This is a genomic window from Syntrophales bacterium, assembly GCA_035363115.1.
Taxonomy (GTDB): Bacteria; Desulfobacterota; Syntrophia; order Syntrophales; family PHBD01; genus PHBD01.
In genome coordinates this window covers 1-26,072 of sequence record DAOSEM010000004.1, presented here as the reverse complement: position 1 = coordinate 26,072, position 26,072 = coordinate 1, and the positions used below count along the sequence as shown (strand labels likewise).

Here is a 26,072-nt window from a genome sequence, read left to right as displayed (position 1 = left end):
TTCATCCTCCGTTTCCCGCCGCCAGGATCGCTTCCACCTCCACCAGGGCCTGGCGCGGAAGGGCCGCCACACCCACGGTGGCCCGGGCGGGATAAGGTTCCTTGAAATATTGTGCCATGATCTCGTTCACCTTGGGGAAATGCCCTAAGTCGGTGAGGAAGATGGTCAGCTTGACCGCATCGTCCAGGGCCAGCCCGGCGGCCTCCGCCACGGCCTTCAGGTTGGAGAAGACCCGGTGGATCTGCCTTTCGATCCCCTCCTCCAGCGCCATCGTCGCCGGGTCCAAACCGATCTGCCCGGAAAGGAACACGAATGCCCCCGCCCGGACAGCCTGGGAGTAGGTGCCGATAGCCTTCGGGGCCGCCTCCGCTGCGATGATGTCCTTGGCTGTCATGAGATCCTCCGCATATCCAGGAATGAACCGATGCAGGATGGCCCTGCCGGGATCCGCATACCCTGCACGGGATGCTGCAGAATCCGCCGTTTCCGGCGGTGGCTTGCCACTATAGGAAACACCCCGGGGCCTGTCAAGGCGTAAGTCTCCTTTCCTGTTGACATTTCAGGGGCCGGACGTGACAATCCCGGGTATCTCAGGCCGGGAGAATCGAACATCCATGATCCATCCAGAGCGCATCACTCCCCTGAACCGCAAGTCCCCCCGGAGGGGCCGCTGGATCCTTTACTGGATGCAGGCGTCCCAGCGGGCGTCCTGGAACCACGCCCTGGAGTTCGCCATCCGGGAGGCCAACGGGCCGGCTCTTCCCGTCGTGGCCTTCTTCGGACTCACGCCGGACTTCCCCGAGGCGAACCTGCGGCACTACCGGTTTCTCCTGGAGGGTCTGCGGGAGGTTCGGAATAACCTGGAAAAACGGGGGGTCGCCCTGGTTGTCCGGATCGTCTCTCCGGAAAAGGGCGCCCTGGAGCTGTGCCGGGACGCCGCCCTGGCCGTGACGGACCGCGGCTACCTGCGGATCCAGAAGGCATGGCGGGAGGCCGCCGCCCGGGATGCCCTCTGCCCGCTCATCCAGGTCGAATCGGACGTGATCGTCCCCGTGGAGTCGGCCTCACCGAAGGAGGAGTTCAGCGCCGCCACACTGCGGCCGAAGATCCGGACGCGCCTGACGGATTTCCTGCATCCCCTGGAAGAGACGCCGGTAGAGCGCGATTCCCTGGGGCTTCGGCTGCCCGGTCTCTCCCTGGACGACGCGGAGGCCGTCCTGCGTACCCTTTCCCTGGATCGGAGCGTGCCGCCCGTCGATTCCTTCCGGGGCGGCCCCGGCGAGGCGGGAAAACGCCTGGAGCGCTTTCTTGACGACGGCCTGGACCGTTACGCAACGGAGCGGAACATCCCCGGCTCCGATGCTGTATCGGACCTGAGCCCATACCTGCACTTCGGCCATATCTCCCCCCTGGAGATCGCCCTGGCCGTCCGGGCATCCCGGCGGGGAAACCCCGCCGCGAAGGATGCCTTCCTGGAGGAGTTGATCGTCCGGCGGGAGCTGGCCGTGAATTTCGTCCACTACAACCCATCCTACGACGCGTACGAAGGGGCCGTCCCGGCCTGGGCCCGGAGGACTCTGGAAGACCATGCCCGTGATCCCCGGGAGTACGTGTACGGCCTCCAGGACCTCGAGGAGGCCCGGACCCACGATCCCTTCTGGAACGCGGCCCAGCGGGAGATGGTCCGGACGGGGAAGATGCACAACTACATGCGGATGTACTGGGGGAAGAAGATCCTCGAATGGAGCGCTTCCCCGGCGGATGCCTTTCGGACGATGCTCGCGCTGAACAACCGCTGGGAGCTGGACGGCCGGGACCCCAACGGATTTGCCGGGGTGGCCTGGTGCCTCGGAAAGCACGACCGGCCCTGGGGGGAGCGGACCATTTTCGGGAACGTCCGATACATGAATGCCGCGGGGCTCAAGCGCAAGTTTGACATGGGAGCCTATCTGGAGCGTTTCGGCACAGAAGCGTGAGCCCTTTGTTTCCGGGGATCCGGCGCCTCCCCTCTCCTCCGGAACCCGATTTTTCCTTGCGTTGCGCCGCCCAATCCCGTATGTTTCCATGCAGCCGCACCTCGGCGGCCCCCGAATCTTACAAACCCAGAGGGAATCGCCCCATGCAATATCGCAGAGTCATCGCCGTCGTTCTCATTCTTCTGTTCCTTCTTGTCCCGTCGGCCGCCCTGGCCAAAGCGAAGAAGGCCCGGGGCAAGGCCAGCAAGGCACCGCCGGCGCCCATTCTCAAATCGGCCGTTGTCGTGAACCACAACACCGGCGATATGCTCTTCGCCGAGAATCCGGACCAGATGATTCCACCGGCATCGCTGACGAAGATCATGACCCTCTACCTGGTCTTCGAAGATCTCCAGCAGGGCAGGGTCCGCGTGAACGACCTGGTGGCCGTCAGCGGGAAGGCATACGCCACGAAGGGCACCACGATGTTTCTCGAAAAAGGGGAAAAGGTGCCTCTCATCGAGCTGATCAAGGGGATCTCCGTGGCCTCGGCCAACGACGCGGCCCAGGCCGTGGCGGAGCACCTGGGCGGAGGAAACGCGGTGAACTTTGTGGCCCGGATGAACGGAAAGGCACGGGAGCTGGGGATGACCCGCACCCGCTTCGTGAATCCCCACGGTCTCCCGGCCAAGGGGCAGGTTACGACGGCCCGGGACATGATGACGCTGTCCCGTTCCTACCTGGACCACTTCCCAGAATCCCTCACCGTCCATTCCATGCGCGAATACACCTATCACAACAAGATCCTGCGCAACCGGAACCGGCTCCTGGCCCATTACCCCGGAGCGGACGGAATCAAGACGGGGTTCGTCTGCGCCTCGGGCTACAACATCATCGCCACGGCGAAACGCGACAATATCCGGATGATGGCGGTGGTCCTGGGAGCCCGGACGCCGAAACTACGCGCGAGCGAGACGGAACGGTTGCTGGACGTGGGCTTCAACAAGGCGAACGGCGGCCGGAAGCATGCCGCCGTTCATTCAGACGCTCAGCGGGACCCGGCCGAGGAGTCCTCCTCCGAAACCGGTCCTTCCTCTTTGCCTGCATCCTTGCAGGCGGGGCGCATTCACGTGCTGACCCCCAGCCTGGGCAGCAGGTAGGCCTGAAGAAAGAACCACACCCCGATAACAAGCAGGACAATCCAGAAATCGTTCATCGTCTCCTCCGGGCGGCGCCGGTTTCGAGGATTTCTCCGGCCGCGTGCCGAAGGAATCTTCTGCGCCTACGGGAAAAGATAGGCATCCCTTCCCTCCCGGGCAAATGTTCTCCCCAGTGGACCGGGTTCGGGAAGGCTCGGCGATGACGCCGGATCGGGACTCCCCTATGACCGGGAGAGAAAGACGGACCAGCCCGCCCGGAGGGATCCGGGAAGCAGATCCACGCCTCCCGACGCCTCCGCCACGGGGGTGAAGCCGCAGTCCCGGCAGCGGACCTCGCCGCGGCTCTTCACATAGCATCCCTGCGTGATCGTACTGTCCGGATCCACGTTGACCAGGATGTCGTCATGGCAGCGCCACAAACCCGCCGCCATGGCACGAAGGCGGCCTGCGTCGTTGAGGATGGGGAAACCCCGCTCCTTCAGGCGGATAATCTCCTCAACCGTCTCCCGACGCTCCGCCCGGGTCATGGACAGAGGCGCCTCCCCCTGGCCGTAGGGGTAGAAGAACTGGAGCGTGACGCCTCGGACGGAGGGAATGTCCCGGAGCATCGCAAGCAGCGGCTCCAGATCCCGGCGGTTCTCCCGGTGGACGGTGACGTGAACGAGCACCCGGGCGTGACAGGTTTCCCGCAGGCTCTTCATGACCCGGTCGAAGGAGCCGCTCCGGAGCCGGTCGTGGGTATCCTTCCGGCCGTCGAGGCTCGCCCAGAGGATGTCCGCCGGGCCACGGAGGGGAAACGTCCCGTTCGTGGTCACGGCGACCCGGGTGAAGAGGCCTTTCGCATAACTGACGGCGTCGTCCAGGGTGCGCCCGCGGTCCTCCCAGAGGAAGGGCTCGCCGCCCTCGAAGACAACGATCCGGGTGCCCATCTCCGCCAGCGCATCGAGAGAGCGCCGGACCGTGTCCCATTCCATGGAACTCCCGGGCTGTTTCGCCCGCCGGTGGAACGGGCATCCTTTGCAGGCCAGGTTGCACCGCCAGGTGATCTTGAAGCTTGCCAGGAGGGGGGTCTTCCGCCGGAGCAAGAGGCGTCCAGCAAAAAAACCCGCAAAATCGAATACGTCCCGCAAGGGGAAAGAAGAATTCAGACTCATGAAATCGTATTTCCGGTCTCCCTGTACTAGCAGTTCCGGGCGTCCCATACCACAAAGGCCTGTCCCGTCAAATGGAATTCTCTTGCAAATCGATGTCCTTTCCGTAAGATAGCAGAGCCGCGGGAAACGCCCGCCGAACGGCAGGCAGCGGGGTTTCCCGGGCGGGAAGGGGTTATCGACGCCTTGAACTCCGAACACAATCCGATCCGCTACCTCGACAACGCCGCCACCTCCTGGCCCAAGCCGGAGGCGGTCTACCGGGCCATGGACCGGTTCAGCCGAGAGATTGGAGGCAGCCCGGGCCGCTCGGCCCACCGCCTCTCCGTCGCCGCGGCCCGGGTCATCCTGGAGGCGCGGGAAAACGCAGCCCGCCTGCTCGGGGTCTCCGATCCCATGCGGGTCGTCTTCACGAAAAACGCCACGGAGGCCCTGAACCTGGCCATCCTGGGCCTCCTTTCCCCGGGGGACCACGTAGTCACGTCTTCCGTCGAGCACAACTCCGTCATGCGCCCCCTCCGTTTCCTGGAATCGAACGGCGTGGAGGTCACGGCGGTCCGCTGCTCGCGGGAGGGCGCCCTTGACCCGGCGGACGTGGCCGCCGCGATCCGGCCGAACACCAGGGCCGTTTTCATGACCCACGCCTCCAACGTGGCGGGAACGATTCTGCCCGTGAAGGAGATCGGGACCATCACCCGGGAGCGGGGGATCGTCCTGGGCGTCGACGCCGCCCAGACCGCCGGAGCCGTACCGCTGTCGATGGAGCAGGCAAAGATCGACCTGCTGGCCTTCACGGGCCACAAATCCCTCTTCGGGCCCCAGGGGACCGGGGGCCTCTGCATCGGTCCCGGCATGGAGCGGCGGCTCCGCCCCCTCCTCCGGGGCGGCACGGGGAGCCGTTCCGAGTTCGAGGAGCAGCCGGACTTCCTGCCCGACATGTTCGAGTCGGGAACGCCCAACACGGTGGGCCTGGCGGGCCTGGCCGCCGGGACGGCGACGATCCTGGAAGTGGGCGTGGAGAGCGTGCGTCGCCACGAGGAAATCCTGACGGCGGCCTTCCTGGATGGACTCCACACCCTCCGGGGTGTGACCGTCTACGGCCCCTCGGAGTCGGCGCGGCGCATCCCCGTCGTTTCCCTGAACGTGGGGGACCTATCGCCCGCGGAGGTGTCCCTGGTCCTGGACGAGCGCTTCGGAATCCTGACCCGCCCCGGACTGCACTGCGCCCCGGCTGCCCACCGGACCCTGAAGACCTTCCCCGACGGAGCCGTCCGCTTCTCGTTCAGCCTCTTCAACGATGCCACGGACGTAACGGCGGCCCTGGAGGCGCTGGAAGAGATCAGCAGCGGTAAAACATGAGTTGTTATATTTGCTTCCGGAGAAACGAATGACCGAGGAGAATGTCCGCCTGACCGAGACGGTCCGCGGGGCCGGCTGAGCCTGCAAGATCGGTCCGGGCGACCTGCACGAAGTCCTGAAAGACCTCCCGCTCGCCTCGCACCCGAGCCTGATCGTGGGCATGGAGCACGGCGAGGACGCGGGGGTGTACCAACTCCGGGAGGACCTGGCGGTCATCCAGACGGTGGACTTCTTCACGCCCATCGTCGACGATCCGTACGCCTTCGGGCAGATCGCCGCGGCCAACGCCCTGAGCGACGTCTACGCCATGGGCGGTCGGCCCGTGACGGCCCTGAACATCGTGTGCTTTCCCATCGCCAGGATGGACAAGACGATCCTCCGGGAGATCCTCCGGGGGGGGCTGGACAAGATGCGGGAAGCGGGTGTTCTCCTTGTAGGCGGTCACAGCGTCGAGGATGACGAGCCGAAATACGGCCTGTCCGTCCTGGGGATTGTCCATCCCGACCGGGTTCTCCTGAATCGCGGCGCCCGGCCGGGGGACCGGCTGATCCTCACGAAGCCCCTGGGGACCGGCATCGCCGGTACGGCCATCAAGGCGGGAATGGCGGGCCCGGAACTGGCGGAGGAGGCGGTCCGCTCCATGGCCGCCCTCAATGCCGCGGCGGCCGCGGAAATCGAGAAAACCCCCGGAATCCACGCCTGCACGGACATCACGGGTTTCGGCCTCCTGGGCCACGCCTGCGAGATGATCGAGGGAATGCAGGCGGGACTGCTGATCCGCTCGTCGGAGGTCCCCTATTTCAAGGGCATCCGGGACCTGGCCGAGACGGGAATCCTTCCGGGAGGCCTCCACCGGAACCGGGCCTTCCGAAAGGGGATGGTTACGGTCGAGTCCTCCTGCCCGGAATGGCTGGCGGACATCCTCTACGACCCCCAGTCATCGGGCGGCCTCTTTGTCTCCGTGGACGCCGGGGAAGCGGAAGAACTCCTCCGCCGGATCCGGAATGCCGGCGTCGAAAGCGCCGCGATCATCGGCGAGGTGACCGCGGAAAACCCGGGCCGGATCCGGGTGGTATAAAAACTTCGAAACGATTGTCGCCGGACGTCTCGTCCCTGGAAACGAAGAAAAACCCGCATTTTTCGAGTACACGGCGGGACATCGGGTTTGCGGGCGCGGCATGGGCGACGACTTTCTGCACCCGCCCGTCGGCAAAGGCACGCCGGACAAGCATGCCGGCCATTTCCGTCGCGCATCCCAGTCCCCGCCAGCCGGGCATGACAGAAAAGCCGATCTCGACGGTGCCGTCGTTGTCGGGGGGTCCGAAGTATCCACCGGCGCCCGCCAGAACCGAAGGCCCGCCTGATTCTCCCTTCCGAAGCGCATACCAGACGTACCATCCGGCAACGTCCGCGCCGCCTTCCTCCAGGCGTTCCCGAAAATACTCCCGGGCGTCCCGGTCGTATTCACCCGGCGGCCACCCCGGTTCCACCCGCGCATTCAGAAGGGATGCCAGGCATTCGGGGGATTCGTTCTCGGCGGCAAGATGGTCGGGCGTGGCCGCGATCATCTCCAGGGAGCCGGTGGACATTGCGACAGGCTTGGGGGTATTCATGATTTCGCGTAAGAAGAGAACGGAGGCATGCTTGCGTTTGTACTCATAGCAAATAATAAAAGGGGAAGGTTCGGAAACCTGTCCCCTTTTCTGAGCCATCTCTGGAGGGTCGGTTTAAACCTGCCCCTCTATCTTTTCGTTCTTATGCGTCGGAGGAGGAAGATTCGGGTTTTGCAGCGTCGCCTGAGGTCGTCTCCGAAGAGGATGAAGATTCCTTCGTCTCGTGAGCCTCGGTCTTGGGGGCCTTTTTTCCGCCGTAATCGGTTACGTACCAGCCCGCCCCCTTCAGGTGGAACGTCGTCTGGGACATGAGCTTATTCACCGGCCCCTTGCAGAACTGGCAGGACGTTGCAGGATCATCCGTGATCCGCTGGAACATCTCGAAAACCTTTCCACATTTCCGGCATTTGTATTCGTAGATCGGCATCTCCTCAAACCTCCATCCAAATCTTAATTCACCCAGTCTCCCAGCCGATACCGGCTGTCGAAGCATTCGGCCACGATCCCCACTTCCGGTTGCCGCAGGCCCTGGAGGATGGTCCGGGTGATTCCGTGGACCTTCTCCTCTTCCCTTGTCTTGTCCGACTCCGGGGCATCAAAGTCGATTTCCCCCCGGTCGAATCGGATGATATGCACCAGTTCGTGAGCGGCGATGTACAGCAGCAGCGGATTGAGCCGGATGAAAGAGGTGCCCCGCTCCACGGCGTCGAGAATCCGGTTGTCCTGGAGGCACACCCTGTAGAAGTGCATCCCCGGAGCCTGCCCCAACCCCGCCTTCTCCCGTCCCGACTGGTACTTGCACAGGTGGGCGAAGGCCTCGTCCCGCACCTCGTGATCTTCGAGGAAAGCCAGGGTTTTCACGTCGTACCGGTGGGCCTTCATGTCTTCCCCGGTCATCCGGAAGTGCCTTCCCACCAGGTTTTCCGCCTGTGTAAAAGCACTACCGGCGATCTGAACCTGTGCGGGAGTGAAGAACCGGCCCATCATCGTTACCCCGGACCTCGATGAGGTTTTCAAAAGCGGGCTAAATATAGTGCTTTCTCGATTCGTGTCAAGCAGTTTGATCCATTTTGCCGGACCTTTCGGGCGCGCCGAAACATCCGTCTTTTTATATACTTCGAAAGCATGGATGAATGCGCGGCCTTCTGCGCGCCCCGGGACAAGCTCCTCCTTCCTGCCGCATCACCGTCCGTTATTTCGGAATCGGCGCCGAGGTCATGAGGTACTTCAGGTCGTCGTCCTCGAACCGGATCGAAAATCCCACGAAGGGGGAGCGGTTGTCCTTGTTGATGAAGTCGTCCCAGCCGGCGGTCAGGTACAGGTACTTGAGGAGGCGCCACTCCCCGTATCCCTTCAGGTGGGCCCGCCTGTTGTCGTCCGTGAAGTCGAAGGCCTCGAAGGTCAGCTGGAGCCGGTCGTTGAAGGCCAGGTAATCCAGGCCTGCGCCCCCCGTCGATTCGAAGATGCCGCCCCGGAGGACGAGGTCCCGGTAGCGCTTGGCCACCTGGGCGTTGAAGAGGAGCCCGTTCTTGTCCCACTCCTCCACCCGGCTTGTCACGCCGCCCACCGTGTAATCCCGTATGTACTTTCGGCCCCGGGGATCGGCAACGAGACCCAGGATGTAGAAATAGTCCTCCCGGGGCTGGATCCGGAGATTCACGTAACTCTTCCAGTTGTTGTGCTCGATGAGATACTCGCCCCGGTAGCCCAGGTGGGTCCGGTACTGCTCCTGCTTGGCCAGGTAGCGGTTGATGCCCGCGAGGCCGGCGTTGAGATTGTTTACCGTCTCGTCCTCGTTGATCAGCTTGCCGAGGGTTCCCTTCCCCTGGCTGAGCTTGTCCGAGACGTCCTGCAGGGACGCGACGGTCTTGTTGAGCCGGTCTGCCATCTCATCGTCTTTGACAAGCTTCCCGACGGTTCCCTCCCCTTTCCGGATCCCCTCGGTGACTTCGCTCAGGGAGGCAAACGTCTTCTCCATTTCCTTGGAGGCGCTCTGGAGGTTATCCACCACCTGGGCGATCTTCTGGTCGTTCTGGGTCACCACCTTGTTGAGGTTTTCGCTCAGCATGCGGCCGTTTTCCAGCATGGCGTGGAGCGTCCGCTCGTTGTTCTTCACGACGGCATTGAGATTGACGGCAAGCTGCCGGATGCTGGTGACGATGTCCCCGACGGCCTCCTGGCCGGCCTGGCCGCCCAAGACCTTGTTCAGGGTCGTCGTAACACCCCGGATGTCCTCGGAAATCCCGGAGATCTGATGGATCAGCTTGTCCACGTCGGCCTGTCGCTCCACGTTGGCGATCCGCTCTCCCTCCTCGAGATTGCCGTTCCCCTTGGTCCCCGGGGAGAGCTCGATGTATTTGTCGCCCAGGAGCCCGTGGGTCCGGATGGAGGCCGTCACGTCCTTTGCGAGCTCAACGTCCGGCTTGATCCGCAGGGTGATGAGGGCCATTCCGTCCTGAAGGGCAATGGAGTCGACCCGCCCGACCTCGACGCCGGCAACCTGTACGGAGGCGTCCTTGTCGAGACCCGCCGCGTTCTCGAAGACCACCTGGATCCTGTAGCCCCGTTTCAGGCCGAATCCCGGCTGGGAAACCTGGAAGGACATGAAGGCCAGGATGATGATGCCCGCGAGGACGAAAAGCCCCACTTTCGCTTCCGTGCTGATGGATGTCATGCAAACCTCCCGCGCGCGGATGTCCCCCCCGGCGCTCCCTTACAGAATCTGAATGGGCCCTTCGGTGCTGCCCGTGAGGAACTGGACCATCACGGGGTTCCGGGACGCCCGGACCTCCTCCGGGGTTCCGTATTCAATGATGCGCCCTTCATAGAGCATGGCGACGCGGTGGCCGATCTCGAAGACCGACTGGATGTCGTGGCTGATGACGACGCAGGTCAGGTTGAAGGCCCGCTGGGTCTCCACGATGAGCTGGTTGATGGCCTCCGTCATGACCGGGTCCAATCCCGTCGTGGGCTCATCGAACAGAACGATTTGCGGCCGCATCGCCAGCGCCCGGGCCAGGCCGACGCGCTTCCTCATGCCTCCGCTCAACTCCGAGGGCATCTTCTCCTCCACCCCCGAGAGACCCACCGCCGCAAGGCGGTCGCGGACACTGTCCATGATTTCCTCACTGGACATGTTCGTGTGCTCCCGAAGGGGGAACGCTACGTTTTCCGCCACGTTCATGGAATCGAAGAGGGCCGCTTCCTGGAAGAGCATGCCGAACTTCTTGCGGACCTCGTTGAGGTCCTTGTCGTTCAGGACCGTGATGTCCTCCCCTTCCACGATCACCTGCCCTCTGTCCGGGCGGATCAGGCCGATGATGTGCTTCAGGAGGACGCTCTTGCCGCCGCCGCTGCGGCCGATGATGACCGTCGTCTTCCCTTTCTCGACGGTGAGGTTGAGTCCGTCGAGAACCTTCTGCTTTCCAAAGGACTTGTGAATGTCGACCAGTCGTATCATCTCAGAACATCATCGCCGTCAGGATATAGTCGCTCACCAGGATCGAAATGGACGCCAGGACCACGGCCTCCGTCGTTGCCCGGCCGACCCCCTCCGCTCCGCCCCGTGTGTTGAAACCCTTGTAGCAGCCGATCAGGGCCATGAGGAGGCCGAAACAGGCGGCCTTCACCAGGCCGCTGTAAATATCATTCAAGGTTACGTATTTGAAGATGTTTTTCATGAAGGCACCGGAGTTGATGTTCAGGATGTGGACGCCGACGAAGTATCCTCCGAGAATGCCCATGAAGTCGGACACGACGGTCAAAAGCGGAACCATCAGGACGCCCGCGATGAGCCGGGGTACAATCAGGTGCTTCACCGGGTTCGCGGCCATGACCGCCAGGGCGTCGATCTGCTCCGTGACGCGCATGGTCCCCAGTTCCGCCGCCATGGCCGAGCCGGCCCGGGCGGTCACCATGAGCGACGTCAGGACCGGCCCCAGTTCTCGGGTCATCCCGAGAGCAACGGTGGACCCGACAAGGCTCTCCGCGGCAAACATCCGGAATCCGTGATATCCCTGGAGCGCCATGACCATCCCCGTGAAGGTCCCCGTCAGGACCACCACGAAGATCGACTTGACCCCCACGAACTCCATCTGCTTGAAAATCTGGCGCGCTTTCAGGGGAGGGCGGACCATCCAGGACAGGGCCGACAGGAAGAGAAGAAGAATCCTCCCCAGCTCCTCGACGTTCTCCAGGACGATCCGGCCGATGCGCTCAACGGTGGCTGTCGGGCCGTTCATTCACAGGGGCCCTCGCTTGGCCGCGTGGTCCAGAAGGGCGGACTGGATGATCCGGTCGATGACGCCGGCCTGGGTGATCCCGGCCGCCGCCGCCTGGTGGAAAAAGACCGTGGAGGGCGTCATTCCCGGCAGGGTGTTGGGTTCCAGAACGGCCACCCGGCCGTCGGGACGGACGAACATGTCGATCCTGGCGTATCCTTTCAGGTCCAGAGCCCGGAAGGCCGCGACCGCCGTTTCCCGGATCCGCTGGAGGACATCGTCGGGAACCCGGGCAGGCGTCTTGTTTTCTCCCTGACCGTAAAGAAACTTATCCTCCAGGGAGAGGATTTCCGTCGTGGGAATCGTCTCGGACGGCACCAGAGCCTCGGGTGTCTCCGACCCCAGGACGCCGCAGGTCACCTCGGTGCCGGAAAGGAATTCCTCCACCAGGGCCGTGTTGTCCCAGGAGAAGGCTTCCGCGAGGGCATCGGGAATCCCCGCGGCTGAGACCACCTTTTTCACGGCGGTGCTGCACCCTTCCCGGGTGGGCTTGACGACGCAGGGAAATCCCGCGGTCTCGCCGATCTCCTTCAGGATCGCGTCCGAGTCCGATGCCCAGCGCACCGCCGAGACGGAAACGGTCCGGGGAACGTCGATCCCGGCGGCTGCAAGGACCCTCCGGCAGACGCCCTTGTCCATTCCCAGGGCGGACGCCAGGACGCCAGATCCTGTGTAAGGCACCTGGAGCAGTTCCAGGAGCCCCTGGAGGCACCCGTCCTCCCCGTACTTTCCATGGAGGCCGATGCACAGGATGTCAAAACGCTCCCGCAGCGCCTCGTAGGGAATCGGGGAGGCCTCCGCGGTGAGGTCCTCCTCGATGTCCTTCGTACTGTTGCGCATGATCAGCTTGACCGGGATCTCCCAGAAGCGGGCCTCGCTGTCCATGAAAACGGCCGTGGGGTCGTATTTTTTCCGGTCGATCTTGCTGAACATGTTGCGGCCGCTCTCCAGGGACACCTCCTTCTCGGAGGAGACACCCCCCATGACAATTCCCACCCGGATCTTTCCACCCGCCTGTTCGGCCATCATGCCTCCATCCTCTCCGTGCGAAGAAGCCGCCCGCAACGGCCGTCCGGACCCGGCATACTTCGATAATTTTTATGGTTTATTCGTTTCATGAATCGGAACCCGCCACGGATGGTGCGCATGGCGGGAGGACACGGGCGCCGGATCGGTGCCCCGCTTCTTCGCCTGATGCTGCGCGGAAGCCCCATCCCCGCGAAACCGGCGAAAACATGGCAAATAACCCGATGAAGATCAAGTTAAAAAACATTCAGATCCGGCGGTGCGGCGGCCGCAGGAGATCCTCCACCACCTTGACGGGATTGAAGGTCTCCAGGGGCACCTCCACGAAGACCGTGTTCCAGAAGGCCATGGCACCATTCCAGAGCCCCGGCAGCTCCAGGGCCTGCAGGTCCCTTCCCTTCTCCGACTTTCGGGTGATCGAAACGGCCGCGGGATCCACGAACCGGTTCAGGTCGAACCGTTCCCCCCGGAAGTTCCGCAGGGCCAGCACCAGGTCCACCGGGTTGAAATGGGTGGAGGACTCCCAGATTCCTCGCTGTCCCGGGTCTGTGCGATCCACCTGGAATTCCTCGACGATCTGCAGGGAGGAGACGCCGCCGGCGCCGGAGACCCAGAACGGCCCTCCGCCCGGCTCGCCTTCATTCCTGACCATTCCGCAGATCCGGAGCGGGCGGTTCATCCTCGCGAACAGCCAGGCCTCCATGATCTCCGGAGGAGCGGCCGCCACGTCGTCGGGCATCCGCGCCTGGAGCCTCTCCCGGCAGAAGCGGATCATGTCCTCGATTTCCGCCGGCCCCAGGACCCCCTCCTCGATGCGGCGGAGGCGGCGGTGCAGATCCTGTTCGAGATCCGCCAGAAACCCGCCCAGGATCTTTTTCCAGAGGATCGTGGGCTCCTTGAGGCGATCGGGCACCACATTGTCGATATTCTTCAGGAAGACGATGTCTCCGTCGAGGGAGTCCAGGTTGTTGAGGAGGGCTCCGTGGCCTCCCGGCCGGAAGACGAGGAGGCCGTCCTCTCCCCGGAACGGCCGGTTATCCGGAGCCGCGGCGATGGTGTCCGTGGAGGGATCCTGCACCGACAGCCCCACCTGAAGGCGCACGCCGAACCGGCGCTCACAGGCCGGAACGGCCTCATTCAGGTGCGCTTCCACGAGGGTGCGATGTTCCGGCGAGACGGTGAAGTGAATCCGGCAGACGAAATCGGCATCCCGCACATAGAGCGCCGCCTCCGCAAGGTGCTCCTCCAGGGCCGTGCGGCCGCCGTCGGCGTAACCATGAAACTTCAGAAGGGCCTTGGGTAGGGAACCGTAGTCCAGTCCCTCGGGTTTCAGAATGAAATCGAGGATCTCAGGACAGTTGCCCCGTGAAATCCACTCTTCCAGAGAACAGCCGGCGGCGGACACGCGGGATCGAAGGTCTTGATAAAACGCGTAATCCGGCAGGGATTTCAGGAAGTTTTCCTCTTCCGGGGCGGAATCGAAGGCCCTCACCGAACAGGCCCGGTGCCAGTCCCGGAACATGCGACTGGCCGCCCCGGAGGCCGGGACGAACTTCATCACGCGTCCCGTCTTGACAAGCTCCTCGAAGATCCGCTCGCACCGCTCCCTCTCCGGGGCCGGAAGGGCCAGGATCCCGTCCCCGGCGGTGCAGGGCCTGTCCAGCCGGAGCGGCTGAACGCCGGTGTGGAACCGTTCCAGTTGTTCTTCCGCCTTTTCCACGGAAAGGCGGGCCTCCGCCATCTGGCGCAGGTCCGCCTCCGACCAGAAATCCTTCGCCATGACAACCCTATTTCTTTTTCGTCTTTGTGATTTTGTCCCGCTGGATCTTTTTCTTTTCCCGCAGAAGCCGCGAGACATCCTTCTGCCGGCGGGTCACCTTTTCACCCCCCATGGGATCCTCCATCCTCCCTTCCTGCGGACGGTCCTGAGGCCTCCCGGCCGTCGGGTCCCGTCCCGATTTCAGCGCAGGTTTTCCAGCGCCTTCATCAAGCTCTCCAGGGACGGCCGCTGGTTGATGTCATGGACGTCGATGTAGCGGATGATCCCTTTTTTGTCGATGACGAACAGGGCCCGCTCCGCGGTTCCGTCGGAACGCAGGATGCCGTAGCGGTCCGCCACGGCCCCGTGGGGCCAGAAGTCCGACAGGACGGGAAACCAGAGCTTTCCCATCTGGATTGTCCAGGAAAACAGGGTGGGGATGTTGTCCACCGTGATGCCCAGCAGGACGGCATCGTGGGCTTCGAAGAGATCCTTCACGATGTTGTACCCCGGCCACTGGTCGGAGCAGACGGGCGTCCAGGCGGCGGGGACGAAGGAGAGGACCACGTTCTTCTTTCCCCGGTAGGAGCCCAGGGACACCCGCTCCCCCGCCACCGAGGGCAGGGTGAAATCCGGGGCGGCCTCGCCGACCTTTACCTTGAGGCTGCTGTCCGTGGGCTTCAGGACCCCGGTGTTGTAGATATTGCCCTTGTAGGCGTCCGAAAGAGCCATCGCCTCCCCGGCAGCGAAAAGCAACACGGCAACGGCCATCCAGATCCGGAATGTGCTCCTGCGCGACATGGCTCCCACCTCCTGTTACTGGAGTCCCGAAAGACGGATCATGGAGTTCAGGAAGGATTCGGGGCTCTCGAAGGCCCCCAGCTTCGAGAAGAAAACAGTGTGCGAACCGTCGGGATTGATCTTCACCCCGATGAAGTAGGGCGTCCGCACCTCGCCCAGGAGTTTGTGAATCTTGAAATCCCCATCCGGAAAGAGGGGAAAGGGCACGCCGTACTTTTTCTTGAATACTCCGACCTCATAGGGTGAGTTTCCCGCCCCGATGCCGATCAGCTTGATTTTCCCCTTCAGGGCCGGATTGCCCTCGATCAGCCCGTAGAGCCGGTTGACCTTGGGTGCCTCCGCCTGGCAGTACGGGCAGTACATGCTGAAAACCTCGATGATCACGACCCGGGTCTTCAGCTCGGGAATCCGGAAGGAGCCGCCGAGCCACGAAAGGCCCAGGTAGCTTTTCTCGCCGCTGTCCTTCGGCGCGGAGAGGGTGAATTCGGGGAGTGTCCCTCCTACGGGCGGCTGGGCCAGGGCCGTTCCGCCCCATCCGAGCAGCATGATCAGGCAAACCAGCACCGCACCTGTTCGCGAACCGATCCTTCCTCTCATCGTCATCAGCCTCCTTACGGGTTGTGAGCCTTTATATCACGGCACGGCGGCGGGGGGGAAGGCAAATGCAATTGTCACCAAGTCCTAAAAAAAGCGGAAGAAATATCCGTGACAGCCCCCGCGCCCCGAACGGCCAGCCAACCGCGGGGGCGCGGCCGGGGGTTCCCAGAGGAGCAATCAGAAGGACGCCTCTGCCGGAAGCATGGGACGGGCTGTTCAAAAATGCCCGGATGCAAGGCCCCCGAAATCCTTAGCCATGAGTCGTACCCTTTCGGTACATCGAATGGCGAAGGATGAGGGAAACGCCGCAGACGGGTATTTTTGAACGGCCCGCGTGGAAAAACGTCCGCGACGGCGGCATGCCCCGTGACAGCCGTCGCGCCCCGGGGAAAGAAAAAGGCCCGCCCCGAAGGGCAAGCCTTTTGTTCGATCATTATCACTGGATGGCCGGCGGGATTCGCATCCCTCCGACTGGAAATGCCGGGCCTCAGTGGCTTCCGCCGGCCTTCTCCTCGCCGTAGACCACCAGTTTCCCCTCGTGCTCCATCTCCTTGAGCCACTTCGGGTGCTGCTTTTTCAGCCACGCACGGGTCACCCACCCCGTCGTCATCGCCGGCAGGGAACCCGGTGAGCCCACCGTCCCCAGGTACAGGTGCACGAAGAAAAACGCGAAGATCGTCACGAACCCCAGGGCGTGCAGCACGAACATCCACCGCACCAGTCCGGACGGGAAGCTCAGCGGAAACCACATGATCAGTCCCGTTACGAACATCAGGACCCCGCAGCCCGCCACCGCCAGGAAGAACGCCTTCTGCCCCGGGTTGTACTTCCCGACTTCGGGAACCTTGTCCACATGCCACAGGTACCCGCCGCCGCACATCATCCAGTCCAGGTCCTCCGGCATCGTGAACACCCCCGCCTCCTTCCACCACATCCCGATGGCGAAGGCCAGGGACGCCCCGAACCAGATCCCCGTGAAATTGTGAATGTACTTCAGCGACCGGAGACCTCCGAAGATCTCCCCGATCCAGTTGAGGGAATGGAACATCATCCCCAGGCCCGAAATGCACAGGAGCAGGCACGAAATGGCCAGGCTCCAGTGGACGATTCTCTCAAAGGCGTCCGTCGCCTGAATCATTCCCTTTTTCATGATTCGCCTCCTCCCTTCTGATTCTGGTCCTCATCGGGCGACTTCGGCCCGTGGATGAGGTAGTGCAGGAACGACCCGGCGACCACGCCGCCCGCCGCCAAGAGCGACAGCGGCTTCAGGAAGTCCTTCCAGACAATGATCGATGCCGGGACGCTCGGCTTCTTCGGCAGCTTCTCGTACACATCCACCTTCTCCGGCAACACATAGAGCACATGGGTTCCGTCGACGAACTTGTCGCCGTAGACGGAGGCCTTTTCTCCCAGCTCCTCCGCCCGCTTGTAGGCCGCCTTGATCATGGCCTTCTTCTCCCCGAAGGTGAGTGCTCCCGTCGGGCAGGCCTTCACGCAGGCAGGGTTCAGATCCGCCTGGATCCGGGAGAGGCACAGGTCGCACTTGTAGATGCGGTCCGTGGCCCGGTTCCACCGCGGAATGTCGAAGGGGCAGGCGGCGATGCACTCCTTGCAGCCGATGCACTTCTCCTGGTTCAGGCCCACCGTGCCGTACTCCGTGTGATACAGGGCGCCGCTGGGGCAGACCTTCACGCAGGCCGCGTCGGTGCAGTGCATGCAGCCGTCCTTCCGGAACAGCCACTTGAGGCCGTCCTTGTCGGACACTTCCTGGAACCGGATGAGGGTCCAGGTATTCCACTGCAGATCCGGGGGATTCTGGTAGGAGCCGTTGTTCTTCGTCTGCCTTGCCGGCATCTGGTTCCACTGCTTACAGGCCAGCTGGCAGCCCCGGCAGCCCGTGCACTTCGAAACGTCAATCAGTTTAATGTATTCGGCCATGGTCTCTCACCCCCTTTTCCTGACGTTGACCATGAAGGCCTTGCTTTCGGGAATCATCGTGTTGGCGTCCCCGATGGTCGGAGTCAGCAGATTGGCCGCGTCCCCTTCCGTGTAGACCTCGGGCTTCTTGTCGCCGGGCTTGTACGTCCGGTCCTTCGTGGTGATCCAGCCGAAGTGCCAGGGAATGCCGACCTCGTGGATCGTGTTGCCGTCGATGATGAAGGGCTTGAAGCGGGGTGTTACAATGGCCGTGCACTCCACCTTGCCGCGGGCGGACTCGACAATGACCTTCTCTCCGTTGGCAATGCCCTTTTCCTTCGCCAGCTCGAGGCCGATCTCGCACCACATCCCGGGCTGCATCTCCGCCAGCCAGGGGCACCAGCGGGTGAGAACGCCCGTCTGCCAGTGCTCGCTGATCCGGTACGTCGAGCAGATGAAAGGGAACTTCGGGTCACAGCTGGCCACGCTGGCGTAGACGTCCATGTCGGAGCCGACGCCGGCCTTGTCGAACCGCTTGATGGCGGGATTGTGCTTCTGCGGCGACATCAGGTTCTTCTCCACGGGGCACTCGAGAGGCTCGTAGTGCTCCGGGAAGGGACCGTCGGCCAGGCCGGGTCCGAAGATGCTGGCCACGCCGTCGGGTTTCATGATGAACGGCGGCCGTCCGGAGCCGGGGTTGCCGGCGCCGTCGGGCACGTCGCCCACCCATTTTTCGCCATTCCACGTGATGACCGGCTTCTTGGGATTCCAGGGTTTTCCGTTCAGATCCACCGACGCGCCGTTGTAGATGATCCGGCGGTTCACCGGCCAGGACCAGGCCCACTCCGGGTACAGGCCGATGCCGGTGGGGTCTTTCTGGCCACGCCGTGCCGCCATGTTGGTCCCCGGGTAGGAGCCGCAGTAGATCCAGCACCCCGAAGAGGTGGAGCCGTCGTCCTGCAGCCAGGCAAAGGTCGGGACGGGATCGCCCTTCTTGAACTCCTTGAATTCGCCCTTCTTGGTGGGGTTCTCGACCTTCTTGTCCTCCAGGAAGAAGCCGTTGATCTCCTTGGCCACCGCGTGGGGATCATAATGGTAGTGGGAGCCGACGAACTTGCCGTAGGGCCAGGAGAGCTTCGTGATCGCTTCCTTCAGCGGTCCGCCGTTCTTCTCGTAGAGCTCCTTCACCTTGAAGTAAATCTCGCTCATGATGTCCCCGTCGGGCAGGGCTATGCCGGGGGGATTGACGGCCTTGTAGCGCCACTGCTGGAGCCGGCCGCTGTTGGCGAGGCTCCCCTCCTTCTCGATCGAGGAGGCGCAGGGCAGCATGAAGACTTCCGTCTTGATCTTCGCCGGATCCATGCCGGGGCCGCGCCAGAAGGAGCCCGTCTCGTTGTCGAAGAGGTTGACATTCACCATCCAGTCCAGCTTGCCCAGGGCCTGCCGGACCTTGTTGGAGTGGGCCCCGCTGCAGGCGGGATTCATGCCCCAGGCGAAGAAGCCGGTGAACTTGCCCTTGTACATCTGGTCGAAGATTGTGAGCCAGGAGTAGTTGGCCCCGTCGTCCAGCTTGGGCATCAGCTCGTAGGCCTCTTCCAGGGATGCGTTCTTCCCGTATGTGGACCGCAGGAAACTGGCGGAGTATTTCGGGAAATTCTTCCACCAGTTGAGGCTGTCGGGCTCTTTCGTGGTGGGGGTCCGCTTCTCGTTGAAGGCCTTCAGGGTCGCCAGGGAGGCCGTGGGGGTTCCCAGGTAGCCCGGCCAGATGTGGAACAGCAGGCCGTGGTCCGTGGAGCCCTGGACGTTAGACTCGCCGCGCATGGCCGCGACACCGCCGCCGGCGATGCCCATGTTGCCCAGGAGCAACTGGATGATGCACATCGACCGGATGTTCTGGACGCCGACGGTGTGCTGGGTCCAGCCCATGGCGTAGAGCTCGACGCCCGCCTTATCGGGCTTGCCCGTCGAGGCGTACAGCTTGTAGACCTCCAGGAGCTTGTCAACCGGCGTTCCGCAGATCTTGGAGACGATCTCCGGGGTGTAACGGGAGTACTGCTTCTTCAGGAGCTGGAAAACGCAGTTCGGATCCTTGAGGCTCATGTCCTTCTTGATGCGCCCGCCGGCTTCTGTCTGGTAGGACCAGGTGTCCTTGTTGTATTTTGCCCCTTCCAGCCCCGAGAAAACGCCCTTGTTGTCGCCCGGCAGCTTGAACGCCGGGTTCACCAGGAAGGAGGCGTTGGTGTAATGCTTGACGTACTCCTCTAAATAGAGGTTGTTCTCGAGGATGTACTTGATCATCCCGCCGAGGAAGGCGATGTCCGTTCCCGAGCGGAGAGGGGCATACAGGTGGGCCTTCGCCGCCGATTGCGTAAACCGCGGGTCCACGCAGATGATCTTTGCGCCCTTGTCGACCGCCGCCTGGATCCACTTGAAGGAGACGGGATGGTTGGAGGCAGGGTTGCTGCCCATGATGAGGAGGACATCACTGTTTTTGAAATCGACCCAGTGATTCGTCATTGCGCCACGCCCGAACGACTCTGCCAGAGCCGGTACAGTTGGGCTGTGTCAGATCCGGGCCTGGTGTTCGATGTACACCAGACCCAACCCCCTCAGGAATTTTTGGTACGTGAAGCACTCTTCCAGGTCCATGGCGGCACTGCCGACGGAAGCGATCCCTTCCGTGCGGTTTACCGTTTCGCCCTTGTCATTCTTGGTCTTGAAACTCTTGTCCCGGCTCTCCTTGACGTTGTGGGCGATCTTCTCGAGGGCCCACTCCCAGTCCACCTCTTTCCACTCCGTTGCGAAAGGAGCGCGGTAGAGCGGCTTGCCGAGACGGTTCTCGTTGACGGCCATCTGGTAGATGGATCCGCCCTTGCTGCAGAGGGACCCGCGGTTGATGGGACTGTCGGGATCGCCCTCCGTGTTGACCACCACGCCCCTGCGGACGGAGACGATGATGCTGCAGCCCACCGAGCAGTATGGGCAAATGGTGGTGGTTTCTTTGGCGTACTGGATCTTCAGCGGTTGGGCATAGGCCGATACGGGCTTGAGACTCAACCCAAGTCCGCCCGCGGCCGCCACGGCGCTGGAGAGCTTCAAGAAACCTCTTCTGGTGACTTCCATAAAGCGCTCCTTTCTCTATGATTGCGGATTCTATCCATCGGCTGTCCCGTCCCCTCCCCGGGAAGCGAGAAAGCAATAGCAACTGGGCAGGCAGTCCCTCATCCACGGAATCTCGCACTTGGAAAAATGGGATGAACAGAGCGCTGTCCATGGATGGCCTGAGGGTCTGAAATTGCCGATCCCCTATATATTTTCTCCCCTTTGGTGTCAATATTTTTATCAGTAATTACGACTACTTATGTCATTTATGACATACCGCAAAACCGCAGAGATAATCGGACCTTGACATTGTGTCGTTTTCGGCATAACTCCTCTGCCGCTCACGAATTTCAAGGGGAGTCAGCCTGTCGGGGCTTCCTGAAAGGAAGGTGGAGGATGAACGATCGGGATGCGGCCCTCGAGAGACTGGACGCGAACCTCCGGGAAGCGGAGGAGAAGAACCCCCACAGCCGGGGGATCCTCGAGGCGTTCGGGCCCCTGATGATCGAGCAGCGGCGGCTCATCGGGAACCTGGACTGGAGACGGATCGATCCATCCGGCATCGACGGGAACAAACTGAAGGCCGGCGTTCCCGTGATCCGTCAGATCCGGCTGTTTTTCCAGCAAGATCCCTGGCAGAACGTCCTCCTTCCCCTGATCGATGCCGCCCGGCGGGGCTTCCCGCAGCTTCGGGAAGGCCTGGATGCCTGGGAAGCATGCGTCGGTTCCGGTACCGTGCCCTTCCACGACTATTTCCATTCCTATCCACCGCCGGACGAAACGCTTCCCGCCTCGTGGGACTGCGTCCGGGACATTCCCGCCGCCGTGAGCCGGCTGTTGCTGGCGGCCGCCGCGCGGACCGTCCTGGAACTCCGATCGGCGGAGGCCGCCCCGGTCCTCCGGGACGCCGAATGGGACAAGGGATACTGCCCCTTCTGCGGATCCTTCGCCGGGATCGCCCGCGTCCACGACAAGATCACCCAGCGCTGGCTCCACTGCCTCCATTGCGGGTGGGACTGGCGCTTCAACCGGGTCCGCTGCCCCTACTGCGAACACGAATCCCCCCAGGAGATGAACTACTTCTTCCTCGAAGGGAAGACCGTCGAGTCCGCCTTCACATGCGAGGAGTGCAAGCGATACCTGGTGACACTGTACCGCGCCAGCGACATCGGCGACCCCGACCTGGACGTGACGGCCCTGAGCCTGATCCACCTTGACCTGATCATGCAGCAGAAGGGCTACCAGCCCCTCGATCCCTCGGGATGGCTCTGCATCGAATGACCCCCCGGGGATCAGGACGGGAAACGCCTCTTCCACCTTCCTGAATCCTTCTTCGCTCTCCCACCTATGCTTTATGTAACAGATTGACAAAGCGGGCGAAATCCCCTACCTGTGCCACTGCTGGCTTATGCCAATCATGACACAGGCACGGGAGGCATTATGAACATTACTCGCAGAAGGTTCCTTACCCTTTCGGGAGCCGTCGGCTCAGGGATCGCCCTGTCATCCCTGGGCCTCGACCTGGCCCCGGCGAAGGCGTATGCGGACGAACTGAACAAGATGAACCGCGTCCGGACGGCGAAGCAGGTCATCACGACCTGCTGCTACTGCTCCGTCGGCTGCGGCCTCATCTGCAGCGTCGACCGGAAGACCGGAAAGATCTTCAACATCGAGGGAGATCCGGAACACCCCATCAACGAAGGTTCCCTCTGCGCCAAGGGGGCGGGATTCTTCGACCTGACGGAAGCGAACAAGTACCGCCTCCGCAAGGTCCAGTACCGGGCCCCGTACAGCGACAAGTGGGAAGACAAGGACTGGGACTGGGCGATGGAAAGGATCGCCCGCCTGGTGAAGGACACGCGGGACAAGGAATTCGTCCTGAAAAACGCCAAGGGAGAAGTCGTCAACCGCTGTGAGACCATCGGCCACCTCGGAAGCTCCAACGTGGACAACGAGGAGTGCTGGCTCATGAGCGTGACGGCAAGGGCATTAGGCCTGGTGTACATCGACCACCAGGCCCGGGTCTGACACAGTCCATCCGTTGCGGCTCTGGGAGAGTCGTTCGGCCGTGGTTCCATGACGAACCACTATATCGACCTGAAGAACAGCGACGTCATCCTCATCATGGGGAGCAACGCCGCCGAGCACCACCCCATCGCTTTCAAGTGGATCCTGCGGGCCAAGGAGCAGAACGGGGCCCGGATCATCCATGTCGATCCCCGCTACACCAGGACGTCCGCCCGCTGCGACTACCACGTGCCGCTGCGGTCCGGCACGGACATCGCCTTCCTGGGAGGAATGATCCACTACATCCTGAGCAACAACAAGGATTTCAGAGAGTACGTCACCAACTATACAAACGCGTCCTTCATCGTCAGCGCCGATTTCAATTTCAAGGACGGCCTGTTCTCCGGCTATGACGCGGGAAAGCGGAAATACAGCAAGGACACATGGGTCTTCGACAAGGACGGCCGGGGCGTCCCGATGCGGGACATGACCCTCCAGAATCCCCGCTGTGTCTATCAGCTCCTGAAAAAGCACTATTCCCGCTACACCATCGACAAGGTCTCCAGCATCACGGGCGTGACCAAGGAGAATCTGCTCAAGGTGTACGAGGAGTACAGCGCCACCGGTGTGAAGGACAAGGCCGGAACGGAATGCTACGCCCTGGGCTGGACCCACCACACGACGGGGAGCCAGATCATCCGGACCATGTCCATCATCCAGCTCCTCCTGGGCAACATGGGCATCGCCGGCGGCGGCATCAACGCCCTCCGGGGTGAGCCCAACGTCCAGGGATCCACGGACCACTGCATCCTCTACGGCAACCTCCCGGGCTACCTGAAGATGCCCGTGGCATCACTCGATACCCTGGAGAAATACCTTCATAAATGCACGCCGGAATCCAAGGATCCCCAGTCGGCCAATTACTACCAGAATTATCCGAACTTCTTCGTCAGCCTGCTCAAATCCTACTATGATGAGAGGGCAACGAAGGAAAACGAGTTCTGCTACTCCTGGCTGCCGAAGATGGACGACGGTCAGGCCTACTCCCTCATGCACCTCTTCGACAAGATGTACGAGGGGAAGGTGAAGGGTCTCTTCTCCGTCGGCACGGACCCCGCGGTCAGCTCTCCCAACACGGCCAAGGTCCGCAAGGCCCTGGAGAAGCTGGACTGGCTGGTGAGCGCCAACATCTTCGACAACGAGACCTGCTCCTTCTGGAAGGGCCCCGGTGTCGATCCGAAGAAGGTCAAGACGGAGTGCTTCCTCCTCCCCGCCTCCGCCACCATGGAGAAGGAAGGCAGCCAGAGCAACAGCGGCCGCTGGGTGACCTGGAAGTACAAAGCCGCGGAGCCGCCGGAGGACGCCATCCCCGTCGGCGAGATCTGGATCAAGATGATGGACGCCGTCCGGGCCCTCTATAAGAAGGAGGGCGGCAAGTTTCCCGAGCCGATCCTGGGTCTCAAGTGGGACTACACGGACCGGAAGGGACGTTACGACGCCCTGAAGATCTCGAAGCAGATCAACGGCTATTTCCTGAAGGACACCGTCATCGAGGACAAGGAAAAGAAGACCAGCACCGTCTTCAAGAAGGGCCAGCTGGTCCCGACCTTCGGGATGCTGAAGGCCGACGGATCGACCTCCGGCGGCAACTGGATCATGGCCGGCAGCTTCTCTACCGACGGCGAGAACAAGATGGCCAAGCGGGGCAAGGACGACCCGACGGGTCTCGGCCTCTACCCGAACTGGTCCTTCGCCTGGCCCGTCAACCGGCGCATTCTCTACAACCGCGCCTCCTGCGACGTCAACGGGACCCCCTACAATCCCAAGCGCAAGATCCTGGCCTGGACGGGGGAGAAGTGGGTCGGCGACGTCCCGGACGGTCCCTGGCCGCCCATGGCCAACAAGGAGAAGGGAAAGTACCCCTTCATCATGAAGCAGGACGGCCTGGGCGCTCTTTTCGGACCCGGCATGGTCGAGGGGCCCTTTCCGGAGCATTACGAGCCGCTGGAAGGACCACTCTCGAAGAACCCCCTGTCGGGACAGTTGATCAACCCGGCCATCCAGATCTTCAAGAGCGACCTGGACAAGGTCGCCAACGCGGATGAGAAGTTCCCCTACGTCTGCACCACCTACTCCTGCACGGAGCACTGGTGCTCCGGCGCCCTGACGCGCTGGCAGCTCTGGCTCCTGGAGATGCAGCCGGAGCTCTACGTCGAGATCGGCGACAAGCTGGCCAAGCAGAAGGGCATCCGGAACGGGGAGCGGGTCCGGGTGTCGTCGGTCCGCGGCCAGGTGGAGTGCGTGGCCATGGTGACCAAGCGCTTCCGTCCGTTCCAGGTGGAAGGGAAGGAGGTCCACCAGGTGGGCATGCCCTTCAACTACGGGTGGCTGTTCCCCAAGGACGGCGGAGACAGCACGAACTTCCTGACCCCCACCGTCGGTGACGCGAACACCTTCTGCCCCGAGTACAAGGCGTTCATGGTCAACGTCGCGAAGATATAAGGAGATAGGCCATGAAAGGGATTGAAGTCGTCAAAATGATCGATACCAGTCGATGCACGGCCTGTCGGGGCTGCCAGGTGGCCTGCAAGCAGTGGAACGAAATGCCGGCCTTCCGAACGAAAAACCGGGGCAGCTACCAGAATCCTCCCGATCTCCAGTGGAACACCTGGACCCTCATCCGGTTCCAGGAGTACGAGGACGGCAAGGGGAACTTCCAGTGGCTGTTCCGGAAGGACGGCTGCATGCACTGCACCGACGCGGCCTGCATGAAGGTCTGCCCCAGCGGCGCCCTGTTCCGCACGGAATACGGGACCGTGGGGGTCCATTCCGAGAAGTGCATCGGCTGCAAGGAGTGCATCGCCGCCTGCCCCTTCGATATTCCGCGGTGGAATCCGGCGACGGACCGGATCACCAAGTGCGATCTCTGCTACACCCGCCTCCTGGCGGACCAGAAGCCATCCTGCGTCCTGTCCTGCCCGACGGGGGCGCTCCAGATCGGCGACAAGAACGCCATGATCAAGGCAGCCTACAAACGGGCCGCTGTCCTGGGCGGGGACGCCAACGTCTACGGCGACAAGTTCGTCGACGGGACCCACGTGATCTACGTCCTGGAGCACAAGCCCGCCGTCTACGACAAGCTGCCGGAGAAGCCTACGGTCCCGGCGTCCATCATCGTATGGAAAGACTTCCTGAAGCCGCTGTCGCTCTTGGCGGCGGGCGGCGTGATCGCCGGGTCGTTCCTGCACTACCTCATCCACGGGCCGAAGTCGCCGGATGAGGATCAGAACCAGAAGGGAGGAGGCGAATCATGAAAAAGGGAATGATTCAGGCGACGGACGCCTT

The 26,072-nt window shown here is 62.5% G+C and carries 22 protein-coding genes; 7 read left to right on the top strand and 15 right to left on the bottom strand.

Annotated elements, in window-relative coordinates; all coding sequences use genetic code 11:
* Position 1: 1 nt before the first annotated feature.
* Positions 2-394 carry a RidA family protein gene (locus PLO63_09925; GenBank protein HOI74452.1) on the bottom strand — a complete coding sequence of 131 codons (393 nt, stop codon included), beginning with the start codon at positions 392-394 and terminating at the stop codon, positions 2-4.
* A gap of 220 nt (positions 395-614) precedes the next feature.
* On the opposite strand from PLO63_09925, the gene PLO63_09920 reads away from it, so the two are divergent.
* Both PLO63_09920 and PLO63_09915 read left to right on the top strand, forming a co-directional pair.
* Positions 615-1,976 (top strand): deoxyribodipyrimidine photo-lyase, encoded by a 1,362-nt coding sequence (locus tag PLO63_09920; protein ID HOI74451.1) that lies wholly within the window; start codon positions 615-617, stop codon positions 1,974-1,976.
* A 143-nt stretch (positions 1,977-2,119) separates the two neighbouring features.
* Positions 2,120-3,115, top strand: coding sequence for a D-alanyl-D-alanine carboxypeptidase family protein (locus PLO63_09915; protein ID HOI74450.1), 996 nt, complete (start codon positions 2,120-2,122; stop codon positions 3,113-3,115).
* 221 nt (positions 3,116-3,336) lie between these two features.
* Here PLO63_09915 and PLO63_09910 read toward each other — a convergent pair whose 3' ends face one another.
* On the bottom strand, positions 3,337-4,200 hold the full coding sequence (locus PLO63_09910; protein HOI74449.1) for a radical SAM protein: 864 nt from the start codon (positions 4,198-4,200) through the stop codon (positions 3,337-3,339).
* Positions 4,201-4,452: 252 nt separating this feature from the next.
* On the opposite strand from PLO63_09910, the gene PLO63_09905 reads away from it, so the two are divergent.
* Positions 4,453-5,625, top strand: coding sequence for an aminotransferase class V-fold PLP-dependent enzyme (locus tag PLO63_09905; GenBank protein HOI74448.1), 1,173 nt, complete (start codon positions 4,453-4,455; stop codon positions 5,623-5,625).
* Between the two features lie 28 nt (positions 5,626-5,653).
* Positions 5,654-6,703 (top strand): selenide, water dikinase SelD, encoded by a 1,050-nt coding sequence (selD, locus tag PLO63_09900; GenBank protein ID HOI74447.1) that lies wholly within the window; start codon positions 5,654-5,656, stop codon positions 6,701-6,703.
* On the opposite strand, the gene PLO63_09895 is transcribed toward selD, so the two are convergent.
* The 13 genes from PLO63_09895 to fdnG (PLO63_09835) form a co-directional block, all read right to left on the bottom strand.
* Positions 6,654-7,238, bottom strand: coding sequence for a GNAT family N-acetyltransferase (locus PLO63_09895; protein ID HOI74446.1), 585 nt, complete (start codon positions 7,236-7,238; stop codon positions 6,654-6,656). The genes selD and PLO63_09895 overlap by 50 nt on opposite strands.
* A 142-nt stretch (positions 7,239-7,380) precedes the next feature.
* A complete protein-coding gene (locus tag PLO63_09890; GenBank protein ID HOI74445.1) occupies positions 7,381-7,665 on the bottom strand; it encodes a zinc ribbon domain-containing protein in 285 nt (94 codons plus the stop codon).
* A gap of 23 nt (positions 7,666-7,688) precedes the next feature.
* Positions 7,689-8,135: a hypothetical protein gene (locus PLO63_09885; protein ID HOI74444.1), complete on the bottom strand. Its 447-nt coding sequence runs from the start codon at positions 8,133-8,135 to the stop codon at positions 7,689-7,691.
* Positions 8,136-8,430: 295 nt separating this feature from the next.
* Positions 8,431-9,912, bottom strand: coding sequence for an MlaD family protein (locus PLO63_09880; protein HOI74443.1), 1,482 nt, complete (start codon positions 9,910-9,912; stop codon positions 8,431-8,433).
* Positions 9,913-9,951: 39 nt separating this feature from the next.
* A complete protein-coding gene (locus PLO63_09875; protein HOI74442.1) occupies positions 9,952-10,698 on the bottom strand; it encodes an ABC transporter ATP-binding protein in 747 nt (248 codons plus the stop codon).
* Between the two features lies 1 nt (position 10,699).
* The gene (locus PLO63_09870; protein HOI74441.1) at positions 10,700-11,479 is read right to left on the bottom strand and encodes an ABC transporter permease; all 780 of its coding nucleotides are present in this window, start codon (positions 11,477-11,479) and stop codon (positions 10,700-10,702) included.
* The gene (locus tag PLO63_09865; GenBank protein HOI74440.1) at positions 11,480-12,547 is read right to left on the bottom strand and encodes a D-alanine--D-alanine ligase family protein; all 1,068 of its coding nucleotides are present in this window, start codon (positions 12,545-12,547) and stop codon (positions 11,480-11,482) included.
* 244 nt (positions 12,548-12,791) lie between these two features.
* Complete coding sequence (locus PLO63_09860; protein HOI74439.1) at positions 12,792-14,324, bottom strand: DUF4301 family protein; 1,533 nt, start codon at positions 14,322-14,324, stop codon at positions 12,792-12,794.
* 180 nt (positions 14,325-14,504) lie between these two features.
* Positions 14,505-15,104 carry a peroxiredoxin gene (locus PLO63_09855; GenBank protein HOI74438.1) on the bottom strand — a complete coding sequence of 200 codons (600 nt, stop codon included), beginning with the start codon at positions 15,102-15,104 and terminating at the stop codon, positions 14,505-14,507.
* 15 nt (positions 15,105-15,119) lie between these two features.
* On the bottom strand, positions 15,120-15,701 hold the full coding sequence (locus PLO63_09850; protein ID HOI74437.1) for a TlpA disulfide reductase family protein: 582 nt from the start codon (positions 15,699-15,701) through the stop codon (positions 15,120-15,122).
* Between the two features lie 487 nt (positions 15,702-16,188).
* Complete coding sequence (locus PLO63_09845; protein ID HOI74436.1) at positions 16,189-16,851, bottom strand: formate dehydrogenase subunit gamma; 663 nt, start codon at positions 16,849-16,851, stop codon at positions 16,189-16,191.
* Positions 16,848-17,639, bottom strand: coding sequence for a 4Fe-4S dicluster domain-containing protein (locus PLO63_09840; GenBank protein ID HOI74435.1), 792 nt, complete (start codon positions 17,637-17,639; stop codon positions 16,848-16,850). Before PLO63_09840 ends, PLO63_09845 begins: the two co-directional genes overlap by 4 nt.
* A 6-nt stretch (positions 17,640-17,645) precedes the next feature.
* Positions 17,646-20,741: a formate dehydrogenase-N subunit alpha gene (fdnG, locus tag PLO63_09835; protein HOI74434.1), complete on the bottom strand. Its 3,096-nt coding sequence runs from the start codon at positions 20,739-20,741 to the stop codon at positions 17,646-17,648.
* Positions 20,742-21,116: 375 nt separating this feature from the next.
* Here fdnG (PLO63_09835) and PLO63_09830 point away from each other — a divergent pair, with 375 nt between their 5' ends.
* From PLO63_09830 to PLO63_09820, 3 genes are all read left to right on the top strand, one after another.
* The gene (locus tag PLO63_09830) at positions 21,117-22,001 is read left to right on the top strand and encodes a formate dehydrogenase accessory protein FdhE (protein HOI74433.1); all 885 of its coding nucleotides are present in this window, start codon (positions 21,117-21,119) and stop codon (positions 21,999-22,001) included.
* A gap of 159 nt (positions 22,002-22,160) precedes the next feature.
* A complete protein-coding gene (gene fdnG, locus PLO63_09825; protein HOI74432.1) occupies positions 22,161-25,229 on the top strand; it encodes a formate dehydrogenase-N subunit alpha in 3,069 nt (1,022 codons plus the stop codon).
* Positions 25,230-25,240: 11 nt separating this feature from the next.
* On the top strand, positions 25,241-26,041 hold the full coding sequence (locus PLO63_09820) for a 4Fe-4S dicluster domain-containing protein (GenBank protein HOI74431.1): 801 nt from the start codon (positions 25,241-25,243) through the stop codon (positions 26,039-26,041).
* The last annotated feature ends 31 nt before the right edge of the window (positions 26,042-26,072 follow it).